Raw genomic sequence first — 14,164 nt, 5'->3', positions numbered from 1 at the left:
CGGTCGCCGGGCGCGTCGTACCGCCGTCGGCGGCGTCGAGGGTGGTGTGAAACGGAGGGTTTAAGCGCCGGCCGTCCCACGTTTTGGCCGTATGAAGAGGCGGGATTTTCTCCGAGCGACCGGCGGTTCCGGCGGAGCCGTCGCCCTCGGCTCGGGGGTCGCGGCCGGGCAGGAAGAGACCGGCACGACCACCGGCACCGAGGGTGGCGGCGGCGGTGGACCGACGGAGACGGTAACCGTCGGGCCGGGTGGAAGCCTCGTGTTCGAACCGGCCGATCTCACGATCGCGACGGGCACGACGGTGAACTTCGTCTGGGACAGTAACATGCACAACGTGGTTCCACAGAGCCAGCCCGAGGGCGCCAACTGGGAGGGCGAAGGCGAGCAGGGAACCACGTTCGACTCGGGCCACGAGTACTCCCACACGTTCACCACCACGGGCACCTACGAGTACGTCTGTACGCCCCACGAGAGCGCGGGGATGGTCGGCTCGATCGAAGTCGTCGAGGAGCTCCAGTCCGGCGGCGGCGGCGAACGCGAGCTCCACGAGATCGGCGCCCCGATCCACCCTCACTGGGTGGGCGCGGCGACCATCCTGATGATGTTCGTCAGCCTCGTGTTCACGTTCTACGTGCTCAAGTACGGCGAGTCACCCAACACCGGCAACACCGGGGGTGGTGAGTGATGTCCACGTCCGGATCCACCTACGGCGACATCCACCGCTACGAGCCGGCGCGTGAGAGCACGGCCGCGGCGATCGCGATCGTGCTGCTGACGCTGCTGGAGATCGTCTTCGTGTTCATGTTCACCTGGGGGCTGGTCTCCGGCTGGGCGCTGACCGCCGACGGGAACATGTTCCTCGGCGGGCTGCTCGCGATCGTGTTCATCGACCTCGCGTTCATCCTCGCGATCTACCGGAAGGAGTTCCTCCCGGACGTGATGGTCGTCAAGAAGCGCCGCCGCAAGTGGGAGGACCTCTACGTCCGCGGCGACCAGGCCGACGGCGAACAGCTCGAGGGCGCCGGCGTCTGGGACCAGATCAAGCGCGCGGTGTACCCGTACTACAAACGATAACCAATGAGCCTCAAAGAGAAAGACGAACACGACCATCTCGGCTGGATGGAGGAGAAGCAGCTCTCCCCCATCGAGAAAGGGTACTTGTTCACCCTCATCTGGCTCGACAAGCGGTTCCGCATCGTCGACTACCTGGAGCTGCTGGAGACGATGTACTACCGCGTCAACCTCCAGATGCCGAAGAGCCACACCGAGCAGTACAACCTCGACAACAAGTTCTGGTACTGGTACCCACTGTACGCGCTGGGGTCGTTCTCGACGCTGGCGTACGTCGTCGCGGCGTTATCGGGCGCGTTGCTGGGGTTCTACTACGCCCCTTCGGCGGCCGCTGCGGAGACCGGCACCGTCGCCTACTCCCAGATCGCGATGATCATGCAGGACCTCCAGTTCGGCTTCATGCTGCGCTCGATCCACCGCTGGTCGGCGCAGGTGATGACCGCGGCGGTGTTCCTGCACATGCTCCGCGTCTACTTCACCGGCGCGTACAAGGAGCCCCGCGAGCTGAACTGGCTGCTCGGGATCGTCCTGATCAGCCTCACGATGGGCTTCGGGTACACGGGCTACCTGCTGCCGTGGGACCAGCTCGCCTACTGGGCGGGCCAGATCGGCGTCGAGATGGCGCTGTCGATCCCCGTGATCGGCGAGTGGGTCGCCCAGCTGGTGTTCGGCGGCTTCTCGCTCGGCGCACCGACGCTACAGCGGATGTACATCATCCACGTGTTCCTGCTGCCGTTCGTGGTGACCTCGCTGATCGCGATCCACATCGGCATCGTCTGGATGCAGGGCATCGCGGAACCCCACTAACACAATGAGCGACGACAACCAACCCGACGCACGAACCGACGGCGGCACGGGGATCGTCCCGCCGGACGACGACACGCCGACGTGGAGCGAACGCAAGAGTCGGCGGACGGGACTCCCCCGTCTCACCTACGAGTACTTCGAGCGGGCCCGCCGCGAGGATCAGGATCTCCGCGAGGAGTCGACGTACGTCGAGCGCGACGTGCTCGCGTTCCCGACGTGGCCCCACGAACTGATCCGGAACCTCGCGCTGACGAGCTTCTTCGTCGGCATGCTGCTGCTGCTGGCGGCGACGCTCCCGCCCCACATCGGCGCTCCCGCCAACCCCAGCTCGACGCCGTCGATCATCCTGCCGGACTGGTACCTCTACTGGTCGTTCGGCCTCCTGAAGCTGGGTGACCTCAACCCCGCGATCTCGCTGCTCGGCGGGGAGAAGCTGATGGCCGACCGAACGTACGGCGTGATGGCGAACGTGGTGATCGTCGGCGCGATCGCGATCGTCCCGTTCCTCAACAAGGGGAGCGCCCGCCGCCCGGTCGAGCAGCCGTTCTGGGCTGCCGTCGGGATGGGCGGCCTGACGTTCGCGTTCACCATCTCGCTGCTGTCGATCCAGAACATCATGCCGATGAACGTCAGCCTGCTGTTCGACCTGACGTTCCTCGTGCCGATCGTGATGGCCGGGATCACCTACGCGGTGCTGAAGACGATGCGCGAGGGGTACATGTACGACCTCAACCGCCGCTACTACCGGCTGCGGCCGCCGAAGTAGGCCGTGGCCGACGACGACCGCCGTCCCGAGGGCCGCGACGGGCGCGACGTGGAGGTGCCCATGCGGCTCTACAAAACCGTCACCGTCTTCTCGACGCTGATCGCGGTGTTCGCCGTCGTGTTCGGCTTCCTCCTCTTAGACGCCGCCGCGCTCGGCACGGGGCTGCTCCGACGATTGGTGCGCTCGATCCTCTCGGCGCTCTCGCTCTCCCCCGCCGACTCGCTGCTCTCGGCGGCCTTTGCCGTCGCGGGGCTGCTGTCGATCGCGACCGGCGCGGCCGTCTACGTGCTCGGCACCCGGTTCACCGCCGAGGGGATGGGCGAGGAGTCGGGGTAGTCGCCGCCGGGATGGGAAACGCTGAAGAGGGCTCGCGGCCCAGTTTCAGGTAATGGCTGACGAGTTCATGAAAGGGTTCGGGCTGTTCAGCGTGGCCGCCCTCGTGTGGATGATCTCCGCGAGCTGGTACCGGACGCCCAGTTTCGAGAGCACCCGCCAGCTAGTGGCGGCGCCGCCGGAGGACCCCGGAACCGTGTTCGACACGCTCGGGATCTTCCTCGGCGACCTGATGTTCTGGACCGCCCTGATCGGCGCGTTCACGTTCTGGGTCATCATCCCCGCGGGCAGGCAGGCCCGCGAGGCGCTGGTCGTCGACGAGTAGTTCTCGCTTTTCTCTCGCCGGTCGCTCCCACCCCGCTAGCCGGACCGGTACCGATCGCCGCTTCGGTACCGCTCCTCGTCGGCGTCCAGTCGGCGAACGCTGTCCGGTCGGCCGTGATCGCTCCAGTGGGGGGGCTGCCCGGTTGATCGTGATCCTCCGGCCCGAGACGGTCACGTCTGTCGTGTGGCACCCGAATCGGAAGCGAACAGCAGCGGGAAGCGTTGACGGCGAGAAGCGTCGGCGACGAGAAGACGGCAGCAGCAAGCGGACGGCGGCGGGAAGCGAACGGCGCTCGGAAGCGTCGGCGGCGTCTCAGACGATCGCTGCCCACTGATCCTCGATCACCCAGAACAGGGCGGTGAACGCGGCGTACAGCAGCGCGAGGATCGAAACCGTGATCGCACCCTTGGGTTTCTCGATGTCGAGGTTGTTCCGGGCCTCGACGTTCCGGGCCTCGAACTCGAAGATGTCGGCGATCATCGTCCCGATCACGAGCACGGAGATCACCATCCCCGAGTGCGGTTCGATCACCAGGTACAGCAGGCTGACGAGCACGAGCACCGCCGAGACGGCGACGTGGGGCACGTAGCGGTCGAGCGTGTCGGCGCCGTTCTGGGCCGCGCGCTTGTAGTGATTGAACGCGCGGTGACGCGTGACGAAGTTGACCAGCACGAGCGCCAGGATCACGTAGGGGAACGCCCCAGAGATCGATTCGAGCGCCCCGATCGGGACGGCGAACTGCAGTGGGGTCATACCCGCATATCGGCACAGGACGGTTTAGTGCTTTTCCAATTCCGGCGGCTGCTCGACCAGCGGTCGGAGGCAGGTGAACTCACCGACTGCGGCGATCTCGACGGGCTCGTCGGGTCCGACCTGCCGGCGCTCCTCGCCGTCGACGAACAGCGACACGTCGCCCTCGTCGCGCTCGACGTGCAGCGAGAGCGGGCCGGGGACGACCCACGGGTTCGCGCGGGTCGAGAACGGCGAGACGGGGACGACCGACAGCCCGCCGCCGGGGGTGACGACCGGCCCGCCGGCCGCGCGCCCGTAGCCCGCCGACCCCAGCGGCGTCGAGACGACGACGCCGTCGGCGCGAACGTCGAACAGGCGTTCGCCCGACGCCGAGACGGCGTACTCGGAGATCCGGGCGGGCTCGCTCGTCATCAGCGTCGCGTCGAAGACGGCGCGATCGACGCGCTCGCCGCCGACCACGACACCGAGGATCGTGTGGGTGACGCTGCGGTAGGCGCCGTCGGCAAGCGCCGCGGCGGCGGCGTCGAGTCGGTCACGGGTCGCGCCGTGGCGGCCGTCGTCGGCGTCGACAGCGAGGATCGGCGTGTCGGCGTCTGCGAGCGCCGCGCGCCCGACCGCCTCCGGGCCGACGGCGACGACCGCGTCCGCGTCGGCGTCGGTGACCGTCAGTGGTCCGAGGTCGGCGTCGGCGCCGTGGAGGCTGACCCGACTGATCGGCGTCGACTGGGTCATGCTCGCGTCGTCGGAGTGCGCGGGTAAAACGACGGTGGTCTGTGTGTCGCTACTCGAACTCGTACGGCCAGCCGTTCGTCTTCTTCATCCCGATCGCCTGATCCTCCGCCTTCAGGTAGCCCGCCATCGTCTCCGCGTCGGCGTGTTCGATCTCGACGGCGCCGTCGGCGACCTCGACCACCAGCTCCGTCAGCAGGATCGCCTGCTCGCGCAGGGTCCGGCTCTCCAGCTTGTCGAGCGTGTCGGCCTCGGTGTGGCCCCACCCCCGGCCCGCGGAGTCGGACTTGCTCGACACCATATAGCCCGGCACGCCCCAGCGCACGAACGGCCAGTGGTCCGAGTGAGGCACCATCCGCGGCACCGTCGCGATCGGGTGGTCGAAGCGGTCGCTCACCCGTTCGGCGGCGGCGTCGAGTTCGTCGAAGCGGTGGGTCGTGAGTTCGAGCGTCCGGTTGCCCATGTTGGAGTCGACGTTGACGATCGACTTGATCGCGCCGAGGTCGGCGGTCTCGGCCTCCAGCCCCGAGCCGACGAGCCCGACCTCCTCGGCGCCGTAGGCGATGCACTTCACGCGCGTGTCGAGGTCGTCCTCGCGGGCCGCGAGCGCGTTCGCGACCTCCACGATCGTCGCCGTCCCGGCGCCGTTGTCCCGCGCGCCCTCCGCGATGTCGTGGGCGTCGACGTGGCTCGAGAGGATCACGTACTCCTCGGTGTCGGGGCCGAGTTCGGCGACCGCGTTGCCCGACTGCGTCTCGGGCGTCTCACACTCGACCGCCACCGACAGCTCGTCGCCGTCGAAGCGCCGGGCGAGGCGCGCGCCCGTCTCCGCGGAGACCCCCACCGCCGGGATGTCGCCGTACGGGCCGCCGTCGCTGCCGCCGACGCTGCCCGTCGGCGGGAGCTCGCCGGGGACGTGGTTGGCGTAAATGAACGCCGCCGCGCCGCCCTCGACGGCGTACTGGTACTTCTCCGTCCGGTGGATGTAGCGGTCGAAGTACTCCGGCACGTCCGAGGTCGCGAGCACGATCTTCCCCTCGACGTCGGTGTTCTCGAAATCCTCCGGGAGGCCGGCGCCGAGATCGACCAGTTCGGCGGTCACCTCGCCCGCCGGCCCGCGCGGGAGCGCGATGCAGTCCTCGACGGTCTCGGGCGTCGAGATCGAGCTGTCGCCGCGGACCCACCCGGCGAGATCGAACGTCTCCACGCGGGCGTCGCGGGCGCCTGCGGCCGCGAACGCGTCGCGTGTGGCCTCCAGCCCCTCCATCTCGCCGGGCTGGCCCGCCATGCGGTTGCCGATGTCGACCAGCGTCTCGAGGTGGTCCCAGCCGGCGTCGCTCCGGAACGTCTCCGCGATCCAGTCTGCCATACGTCACCCTCGCGCGGCGGCGGCTATCACCTATCGGCTCCGGCCGGGTTCGCCGCTTCCGCGGGCGGCGGAGCTATGGGCCCGCCGCTCGAACGCCCGGTATGAGCGACATCGCCGTCGCCGGCGCGGGGCTCGCGGGGCTGGTCGCCGCCCGCCGGCTCGCCGAGTCGGGCCACGACGTGACGCTGTTCGAGCAGCGCGACGAACTGGGCGGCCGGGTCCGGACCCGGACCGTCGACGGGTTCACCTGCGATCGCGGCTTTCAGGTGCTGTTCGAGGCCTACCCCGCGGTCCGACGCGAACTCGATCTCGACGCGCTCTCGCTGCGGTCGTTCGCCCCCGGTGGCGTCATCTGCCGGCCGGGCACGCGATCGACGCTCTCGGATCCGCTCCGTGATCCGGGCGCGCTCCTCCCCTCCGCGCTCTCCCGCGAGGTCACGCTGGCCGACAAGCTCCGGACCCTCCGACTCCGCCGCCGACTCACCGGCGGCGACTGGCCGACGTTCGACACCCCCGACCGCTCGATCCGCGAGTACCTCCGAGACGCGGGGTTCTCCGAAGCGTTCCTCGACAACTTCGCCGCGCCGCTGTACGGCGGGATCACGCTCGATCGCTCGCTGTCGACCTCCGCGAACGTGTTCGAGTACACGTTCCGCGCGATGTCGCTGGGGAGCATCGTCGTCCCCGCCGAGGGGATGGCCGCGATCCCGGCGCAGTTAGCCGAGAAGGCGCGCGAGGCCGGCGTCGAGATGCGGACCGGCGTCGCGGTCGCCGATCTCGACACAAGTGGAAACCGCGTCGTGCTCGACGCCGAGTCCGGCAGCCGCGAGTTCGACGCCGCCGTCGTCGCGACCGACCCCCCGACCGCGCGCGACCTCACGGGCGTCGAGTCGATCCCCACCGAGGGCGCGGGCGTCGTCACTCAACACTACCGCCTGCCCGGCCCCGAACTCGACGCCGGCACGCGGATCATGCTCAACGCCGGGGGCGAGGCGCCGAACACCGTCGCCCAGCTCTCGGCGGTCGCCCCGGAGTACGGCGACGGCAGCGACGACGCGCTGCTCGCGGCCTCCTTCGTCGACGACGGCGCACAGGACCGTTCCGCCGAGGCGCTCGCAAAACAGACCCGCGAGGCGCTTTCGTCGTGGTACCCCGAACGCGACGTGTCCGGGCTCGAACCGCTCGCGACCGACCGGATCCCGTTCGCACAGTTCGCTCAGCCGCCCGGGACGCACGCGCGGCTTCCCGACGTGGACGAGCCAGCCGGGCGGGTGTTCCTCGCCGGCGACTACACGCGCTGGTCGTCGATCCAGGGGGCGCTGGAGAGCGGGACGCGTGCGGCCGACGCCGTCGACGGCGCGTTCGACGCCTGAGCACCCGGCAGGTCGGGCGGTTTATGTGGCGTCCAGCCCACAGGTCGGCTATGAGCGACGCGCTGGCGGACAAACGCACTGCGAGCCGCTTTCGCATCCTCGCGGAGATCGCCGACCGCCAGCCGGCGGTGAGTCAGGGCGAGATCGCCGAGGCCGTCGGCGTCACCAGCCAGGCGGTCAGCGAGTACATCCGCGAACTGGTCGACGACGGGCTGGTCGAGAAGGAGGGGCGCTCGCGCTACCGCGTCACCAAGGAGGGGGTGGACTGGCTGTTCCGCGAGGCCAAGTCGCTGCGGCGCTACGTCGATCACGTCACCGACGACGTGCTGGAGAGCCTCCAGGAGGACGCCGCGATCGCGGTCGAGGCGGTCGAGGCCGGCGACACCGTCACGCTCTCGATCCGGAACGGCCTGCTGCACGCGACGCCCGGCGAGGAGGGCGCGGCGACCGGCGTCGCGACCACCGACGCCGAGGCGGGCACCGACGTGGGCGTTACGGGGTTCGAGGGCGTCATCGACATGGCGCCCGGCACGGTGACCGTCTATCAGGTGCCGCCGGTCCGGGCGGGCGGAAGCCGCGGCGTCGACGCGGACGCGCTCGGTGAGGCGTGTGAGTCGGCGGATCTGGTGCTCGCCAGCGGCGTCGAGGCGGTCGTCGCGCTCCGCCGCGTCGACCACTCCCCCGCGGTCGCCGCGGGCGCGGGCGAGGTAGCTGCCGAGGCCGCGGCTCGCGGGCAGGAGGTCGTCGTCGCGGTCACGCGCGACGAGGTGGGTCGGGTGACCGACACGCTCCGGGACGGCGAGACGGAGTACGTCGTCGAGGGCGGCTGACTACTCGATCTGCAGATCGCCGCCGGCTTCGCTGCCGCTCTCGCCCTCTTGCCACTCCAGTTCGAACTCGATGCTCTTCTCGGGCCGGTCGGCCGGCCCCTCGCGCTCGACTTTCACCTCGAACGTCGACCGTTCGGCGGGATCGACGGCGATCGATTCGGTCCCGGCCTGCAGGGTGATCTCGCCGCCGCCGTCCAGCGAGTCCGCCACCTGTCGGAGGTAGTCGGCGATCTCGCTCCGGCTTCTGTCGCTCTCGGTCTTGAACAGCACTTCCTCGGGCATACCCCGAGAGAGGTCGCCCACGAGCATAAGTGATCGGGCAGGTCAGCTCGCGTACTCCTTCGCGGTCGAGTACGCCTCCTGCAGGCGTTTGAACTCCTCCTCGCTGCCGCCTTGATCCGGATGAAGCTCCTTCACCTGCTCGCGGTAGGCCGTCTGCACCTCGTCGGCGTCGGCGTCGCGGTCCAGATCGAGGAAGTCGAAGGCGTCGCCGACGGGGTCGCCGCGAGGAGCCGTCGCACCGCGAGCCCCGCCCGGGCCGCCCCGCGGGCCCGCGCGGCCACGGCGACCGCCACGGGGGCCGGCGCCGGCCGCTCGCTCGCTGGCGTCGACGCCGAGGTCGAACGGGAGTCGGCGGCCGATCGTGGCGCCCGGAACTTCGTGCTCACAGAGGACGACGTGTGTCGGGCCGTCCGCGAGCCGGAGGTACGCCCGCGGGTCGAACGTAATCGCGACGTCCCGGTCCGGGAGATAGAACGCGACCGTGGTGGTCCCGAGCTCGTAATCCTCGAGGTACGGTTCGTCGGCGGCATCGAACACCGCGCGGATCTCGGCGCGCTGGCGCCCCGGCCCGCCGACGCGGCGCCCGCTCCGGTCGGGGTCCGGAATGTAGCGTTCGCCCAGCGCGAACACGAGCGCGACGACGACGGAGGCCGCGACGCCGAGCAGCAGGCCGGAGACGAGCCACGACGGCAGTCCGGTGGAGACGGCGGGGAGCACGCCCCAGTGTTGGGTCGGCAGCCCCTTCAACGACTCGTTGGCGGCCGCTGACGGGCGCTCTGCCCGCACGAACCCCACGAGCCGACCGCGACCCGAACGCCCTTGGCCCCACACTGCGACCGGTGAGCCGTGACAACGTACGACATCGAGCGGTACCTCAACGTCCGGAGCGCCTACGGCGGCTCGTTCGGCCCCGACGGCGAGTCGCTGGCGTTCCTGATGGACACCACCGGCACCGCGCAGGTCTGGACCGTCGACGGCCCCGGCGAGTGGCCCGTCCAGCGCACGTTCTTCGACGACCGCGTGACGTTCGTCGACTACGCCCCCGAGCGCGCGGAGCTCGCGTTCGGCAAGGATCAGGGCGGCGACGAGCGCGCCCAACTGTACACGCTCGACACCGCGACCGGCGAGATCACCAACCGAACCCAGCGTCCCGGCGCGAAACACCGCTGGGGCGGCTGGGACGGCGACGGCGAGCGGTTCGCGTTCGCCTCCAACCGCCGGGACCACACGGTGTTCGACATCTACGTGCAGGACCGCGACGGGACGGGGGACGACGCCGAACTCGTCTACGAGGGCGACGGCTGGCTCAGCCTCTCGGGCTGGTCGCCCGACGACGGCCGGCTGCTCGTCCACGAGGCCCACTCCAGCTTCGACCACGACGTGCACGTGCTCGACGTGAGCGACGGCGGGATCAGCCACGTCACGCCCCACGAGGGCCGCGCGCGGTTCAGCAGCGTCGAGTGGGGGCCCGACGGCGAGTCGCTGTACATGGTCACCGATCACGACTCCGACACGCTCCGACTCGAACGGCTGGACCTCTCGGAAGGCGAGTTCTCCGTCGTCGAAGATGGGGGCGAGTGGAACGTCGACGGCGTCTCGATCCACGAGGAGAGCCGCCGGGTGGCGTACACCCGGAACGTCGACGGCTACACCGACCTCTCGGTGGGCGAACTGGTCGACGCTGATCGGATCGACCCGGCAGAGGCCGCCTCGTTCCCGGAGGGCGTCGTCGCTGGGCTCGACTGGGCCCCCGACGGCGACGAGTACGCGGTCACCGTCACCGCCAGCACCGACAACACGAACGTCCACGTCGCCGACGCGCGCACCGGCGAGCGCGAGCGCTGGACCAACGCGGCCACGGCGGGGATCCCCCGCGAGACGTTCGTCGAACCGCAGTTGGTCCACGTCCCCAGCTTCGACGGCCGGGAGATCCCGGGCTTCTTCTCGGTGCCCGAAGATGCGGAGGGCGAACTGCCAGTCATCGTCGACATCCACGGCGGGCCGGAGAGCCAGCGCCGCCCCTCGTTCCGCGCGGTGAAACAGTACTTCCTCAACAACGGCTACGCGGTGTTCGAGCCGAACGTCCGCGGCTCCTCGGGCTACGGGAAGGAGTACGCCAGCCTCGACGACGTGCGCAACCGCATGGACTCGGTGAAGGACCTGAAAGCCGGCGTGGAGTGGCTGCAGGACCACCCCGACGCCGACGCGGACCGTATCGTCGCCTACGGCGGCTCCTACGGCGGCTTCATGGTGCTCTCCGCACTCACTGAGTACCCCGACCTCTGGGCCGCGGGCGTCGACGTGGTGGGGATCGCGAACTTCGTCACGTTCCTCGAGAACACCAGCGACTGGCGGCGCTCGCTGCGGGAAGCGGAGTACGGCAGCCTCGACGAGGATCGAGAGTTCCTCGAAGAGATCTCCCCCACCAACAACATCGAGAACATTGCGGCGCCGCTTTTCGTGCTCCACGGCGAGAACGATCCGCGCGTGCCCGTGAGCGAGGCCGAGCAGATCGTCGCGGACGCCCGTGAGCAGGGCGTCCCGGTGCGGAAGCTGCTCTTCCCCGACGAGGGCCACGGGTTCTCGAAGCTGGAGAACCGCATCGAGGCGTACTCCGCGGTCGTCGACTTCCTCGACGAGCACGTCTGAGCCTCGCTACCGTCGGTTCTTCTCCAATTAGTTGGGGAAACTGTTAAGTCACCATCGTGAGGTGTCCACGCGTACATGCTCGAAGAAGGACTCTCGTACCCGTTCAACGGGGAGAACGCGCTCGGTCGCATCGTTATCGGCGGACTGCTCGGCTTCGGCAGTATCCTGATCATCCCCGCGTTCGCGCTCATGGGGTATCTGGTCTGGGTGCTCGGCGGCGCCGCCCGCGGGGAGGAGGAGCCGCCGGCGTTCGAAGATTGGGGCGAGATGATCGTCGACGGCCTGAAGGCGACCGCGGTGTCGATCGTCTACGGCATCGTCCCGTTCGTACTGATGTTCGCGAGTATCTTCATCGCCGGCAGCGGAAGCGCCACAGGAAGTGAGACGGCGACGGGAGTTCTCGGGGGAATTGGCGTTCTCGGGCTCCTCGTGAGCCTGCTCGCGATGTTCCTGCTCTACTACCTGATCCCCGCCGCGCTGACCAACATGGCGCTGGAGGGGAACTTCGGCGCCGCGTTCGACTTCGGCACGATCAAGCAGGCGATCCTCTCGGTCGACTACCTGATCGCGTGGCTGATCCCGTTCCTGCTCGCGGCACTCGTCAACGTCGTCGTGTTCGTGCTCGCGATCACGATCGTCGGATTGGTCGTAGTCCCGTTCCTGCAGTTCTACGTGCAGGTGGCGGCGTTCTACATGTTCGGTGCGGCGTTCGGGAAAGTCGTCGACATCCCCGCTGCAGGGAGTAACGGAGAGGGCGCCGCGGCGGCGTAACCGAATAGCCCCCCTTCTCACTTCGCCTCGACGACGATCGTCTCCGCCGCCAGATCCCCGAGCCGCTGCCCCCGCTCGGTGAGGACGATCAGCACCGACCCGAGCAGGAAAAACGCCGGCAGCGCGTCGACGAGCCGGAGCACGTTCCGGACGAGCGCGTCGGCGTAGCCGATCGGCTCGCCGGCCTCGTCCACGACCACCAGTCCCACGGCTCGCTTCCCGAGCGTCTGCCCGTACGCCCCCTCCGTGTAGACGAAGTACGCCAGCCCGGCGACGACGGTGAACGACTGCAGGACGGCCACGACGGCTCCGACCGCGGGCGCGGTCGGATCGGGGACCATCACGAACGCGAGCGCCGCGACGAGTCCGGAGAGCATCCCGAACACGGTGCCGACCAACAGCGCGTCGAGGAGGAACGCGCCGACGCGCTGGCCGAACGTCTTGGACTCGGTGCCGAGTCGCGGGGCGGGGCGGTCCATGGAGGCCGGTCGGCTGGCGGGACCTTCACCGTTGTGTCCGGGTGAAGTCGCCGCCGGGGTCAGTGGTCGTGCTCGTGACCGCCGGCGCCGACTTCCGGTCCGTGGTGGGCGTACTCTTCGGGCTCCTCCTCGAACGCTCGCTTACACGTCTTCGAGCAGAAGTAGTAACTGTCGCCGTCGTAGGTCGCGCTCGGACCGTCGTCGTCGACGCGCATCCCGCAGACGGGGTCGCGGTATTCGCCGGGCGCCCCGAGACCCCGGCGGTAGAGGACCGCGAGGAAGCCGACGAGCGCGAACGCGATCAGGTTCAGTCCGAGCGTGTAGTCCACCTCGAAGTAGGACTTCTCGGTTGCGGTCGTCCCGCTCGCGAGGTTCGGGACGATCCCGAGCGCGTCGAACAGCAGCTCCATCAGGAACCCCGTGAACGCCATCGTGACGAAGAACACCGCGAGGACGTACAGCATCACCGTCCAGCCGTAGTACTTCCGGTAGACGTTCAGCACGGGCACCGTGATCAAGTCGGCGTAGACGAACGCGATCACGCCCGCGAAGCTGATCCCGCCGCCCCACAGCGCGACCGCGAAGGGAACGTTCCCCATGCTCCCGACGAAGCTGAGCACGGCGATCGCGACGCCCATCACCGCGTTCTCGGCGGTGGCGAACAGCCCGTCGCCTTGGAGGAACAGCGCGTTCCAGACCGACTGCGGGACGAACACGATCACGAACCCCGAGATCAGGAAGCCGGCGATCACGTCGGTCCAGATCATGGACCACTCCTTGCGGAACTGGTTGGCCACCTTGTACCAGCCGCCCCACGAGCGGAGCTCCTCGCGCCACCCCCCGGCGCCGGCGGTGCGCTGCCTGTACGTCTCCAGACACCCCTCGGAGCAGAACTGGAGCGTCTCGCCGCCGTCGGTGGTGAGGGTGTGCTCCGGGCTGCCCTCCATGCCGCAGGTGGGGTCCTCGTCGACGCCCGCCGCGCGGTCGCGCTCGTTCAGGCGCTCGCGGACCTCGTCGAACTTGCTCTCGGGCAGCGTGAGGTGGACCAGCAGCGCCATCACCGCGATCAGCACCAGCCCGCCGAGCAGTTCGGCGACGAGGAACTCCCAGCCGAGCAGGAGCAGGATCATCAGGCCCAGCTCGACGATCAGGTTCGTCGACGCGAACATGAACGCGAGCACGTTCACGACCGCCGCGCCCTTCTTGAACAGCCCCTTCGCGATCGCGACGGCGCCGAAGCTACAGCCGCTGCTGATCGCGCCGAACACCGTTGCCTTCGTCAGCCCGTTCAGGTCGCCCTCGCCCAGCACGTCCGCCATCCGTTCCTTCGAGACGAACGTCTGGACGAGGCTGGTGACGGTCAGCCCCATGATGATCGCCCACGCCGCCGTCCAGAGGAAGCCGACGCCGATTCGGAGCGACTCGAGTACACCGTCGACGATGGTCGGTGGCATGGGTGAACGATCGGCCGCCTGGTCTAATGCGGTTTCCCTTAGTGAGCGACACGCCGCTACAGGACGGACAGAACCGTCGTCGCTCGTGTCGCCGACCGTTCGCAGTCTGACTCAGTTTCGAGAGCGAAATTGACTGGCGTGGGATAACCGACTTACAAGAAAATCCGGCAATC

At 69.0% G+C, this 14,164-nt stretch carries 17 protein-coding genes; 10 read left to right on the top strand and 7 right to left on the bottom strand.

Annotated elements, in window-relative coordinates; genetic code table 11:
* The first annotated feature begins 91 nt into the window (after positions 1-91).
* Genes ACQUSM_RS05875 through ACQUSM_RS05850 form a run of 6 tightly spaced genes read left to right on the top strand, consistent with a single transcriptional unit; the run spans position 92 to position 3,302 of the window.
* A complete protein-coding gene (locus ACQUSM_RS05875; protein WP_435116687.1) occupies positions 92-685 on the top strand; it encodes a plastocyanin/azurin family copper-binding protein in 594 nt (197 codons plus the stop codon).
* Positions 685-1,074 carry a DUF7318 family protein gene (locus ACQUSM_RS05870; protein ID WP_435116681.1) on the top strand — a complete coding sequence of 130 codons (390 nt, stop codon included), beginning with the start codon at positions 685-687 and terminating at the stop codon, positions 1,072-1,074. The genes ACQUSM_RS05875 and ACQUSM_RS05870 overlap by 1 nt, the downstream gene beginning before the upstream one ends.
* Before the next feature lie 3 nt (positions 1,075-1,077).
* The gene (locus tag ACQUSM_RS05865; RefSeq protein ID WP_435116673.1) at positions 1,078-1,878 is read left to right on the top strand and encodes a cytochrome b; all 801 of its coding nucleotides are present in this window, start codon (positions 1,078-1,080) and stop codon (positions 1,876-1,878) included.
* 4 nt (positions 1,879-1,882) lie between these two features.
* Positions 1,883-2,644 carry a cytochrome bc complex cytochrome b subunit gene (locus ACQUSM_RS05860; protein WP_435116672.1) on the top strand — a complete coding sequence of 254 codons (762 nt, stop codon included), beginning with the start codon at positions 1,883-1,885 and terminating at the stop codon, positions 2,642-2,644.
* A gap of 3 nt (positions 2,645-2,647) precedes the next feature.
* A complete protein-coding gene (locus tag ACQUSM_RS05855; RefSeq protein ID WP_435116670.1) occupies positions 2,648-2,980 on the top strand; it encodes a DUF7315 family membrane protein in 333 nt (110 codons plus the stop codon).
* 52 nt (positions 2,981-3,032) lie between these two features.
* Positions 3,033-3,302 carry a DUF7314 family protein gene (locus ACQUSM_RS05850; protein ID WP_379731172.1) on the top strand — a complete coding sequence of 90 codons (270 nt, stop codon included), beginning with the start codon at positions 3,033-3,035 and terminating at the stop codon, positions 3,300-3,302.
* Between the two features lie 312 nt (positions 3,303-3,614).
* On the opposite strand, the gene ACQUSM_RS05845 is transcribed toward ACQUSM_RS05850, so the two are convergent.
* From ACQUSM_RS05845 to ACQUSM_RS05835, 3 genes are read right to left on the bottom strand one after another with little or no spacing between them, the layout of a single operon-like run.
* On the bottom strand, positions 3,615-4,055 hold the full coding sequence (locus ACQUSM_RS05845; RefSeq protein ID WP_435116667.1) for a DUF7313 family protein: 441 nt from the start codon (positions 4,053-4,055) through the stop codon (positions 3,615-3,617).
* Positions 4,056-4,079: 24 nt separating this feature from the next.
* Positions 4,080-4,787, bottom strand: a complete 708-nt coding sequence (locus ACQUSM_RS05840) for an NAD(+)/NADH kinase (protein WP_435116665.1) — start codon at positions 4,785-4,787, stop codon at positions 4,080-4,082.
* 49 nt (positions 4,788-4,836) lie between these two features.
* On the bottom strand, positions 4,837-6,153 hold the full coding sequence (locus ACQUSM_RS05835; protein WP_435116663.1) for a M28 family peptidase: 1,317 nt from the start codon (positions 6,151-6,153) through the stop codon (positions 4,837-4,839).
* 101 nt (positions 6,154-6,254) lie between these two features.
* Here ACQUSM_RS05835 and ACQUSM_RS05830 point away from each other — a divergent pair, with 101 nt between their 5' ends.
* Together ACQUSM_RS05830 and ACQUSM_RS05825 are read left to right on the top strand one after the other, a co-directional pair.
* The gene (locus ACQUSM_RS05830; RefSeq protein ID WP_435116661.1) at positions 6,255-7,526 is read left to right on the top strand and encodes an NAD(P)/FAD-dependent oxidoreductase; all 1,272 of its coding nucleotides are present in this window, start codon (positions 6,255-6,257) and stop codon (positions 7,524-7,526) included.
* 50 nt (positions 7,527-7,576) lie between these two features.
* Positions 7,577-8,356, top strand: coding sequence for a MarR family transcriptional regulator (locus ACQUSM_RS05825; RefSeq protein ID WP_435116659.1), 780 nt, complete (start codon positions 7,577-7,579; stop codon positions 8,354-8,356).
* Here ACQUSM_RS05825 and ACQUSM_RS05820 read toward each other — a convergent pair whose 3' ends face one another.
* Entirely contained in the window at positions 8,357-8,638 is a 282-nt protein-coding gene (locus tag ACQUSM_RS05820) for an amphi-Trp domain-containing protein (RefSeq protein ID WP_435116657.1), read from the bottom strand.
* 42 nt (positions 8,639-8,680) lie between these two features.
* Positions 8,681-9,424, bottom strand: coding sequence for a DnaJ domain-containing protein (locus ACQUSM_RS05815; protein ID WP_435116655.1), 744 nt, complete (start codon positions 9,422-9,424; stop codon positions 8,681-8,683).
* A 60-nt stretch (positions 9,425-9,484) separates the two neighbouring features.
* On the opposite strand from ACQUSM_RS05815, the gene ACQUSM_RS05810 reads away from it, so the two are divergent.
* Together ACQUSM_RS05810 and ACQUSM_RS05805 are read left to right on the top strand one after the other, a co-directional pair.
* The gene (locus ACQUSM_RS05810; RefSeq protein ID WP_435116653.1) at positions 9,485-11,287 is read left to right on the top strand and encodes a S9 family peptidase; all 1,803 of its coding nucleotides are present in this window, start codon (positions 9,485-9,487) and stop codon (positions 11,285-11,287) included.
* A 75-nt stretch (positions 11,288-11,362) separates the two neighbouring features.
* Entirely contained in the window at positions 11,363-12,058 is a 696-nt protein-coding gene (locus ACQUSM_RS05805) for a DUF4013 domain-containing protein (RefSeq protein ID WP_435116651.1), read from the top strand.
* A 17-nt stretch (positions 12,059-12,075) separates the two neighbouring features.
* Here ACQUSM_RS05805 and ACQUSM_RS05800 read toward each other — a convergent pair whose 3' ends face one another.
* Both ACQUSM_RS05800 and ACQUSM_RS05795 read right to left on the bottom strand, forming a co-directional pair.
* Entirely contained in the window at positions 12,076-12,537 is a 462-nt protein-coding gene (locus ACQUSM_RS05800; protein WP_435116649.1) for an RDD family protein, read from the bottom strand.
* A gap of 59 nt (positions 12,538-12,596) precedes the next feature.
* Complete coding sequence (locus ACQUSM_RS05795; protein ID WP_435116647.1) at positions 12,597-13,991, bottom strand: permease; 1,395 nt, start codon at positions 13,989-13,991, stop codon at positions 12,597-12,599.
* Positions 13,992-14,164: the final 173 nt, after the last annotated feature.

It is taken from the genome of Halolamina sp. C58 (genome assembly GCF_051195095.1).
Taxonomy (GTDB): domain Archaea; phylum Halobacteriota; class Halobacteria; order Halobacteriales; family Haloferacaceae; genus Halolamina.
Note: the sequence above shows the minus strand (reverse complement) of the source record. Positions and strands in the feature narration are given on the sequence as shown.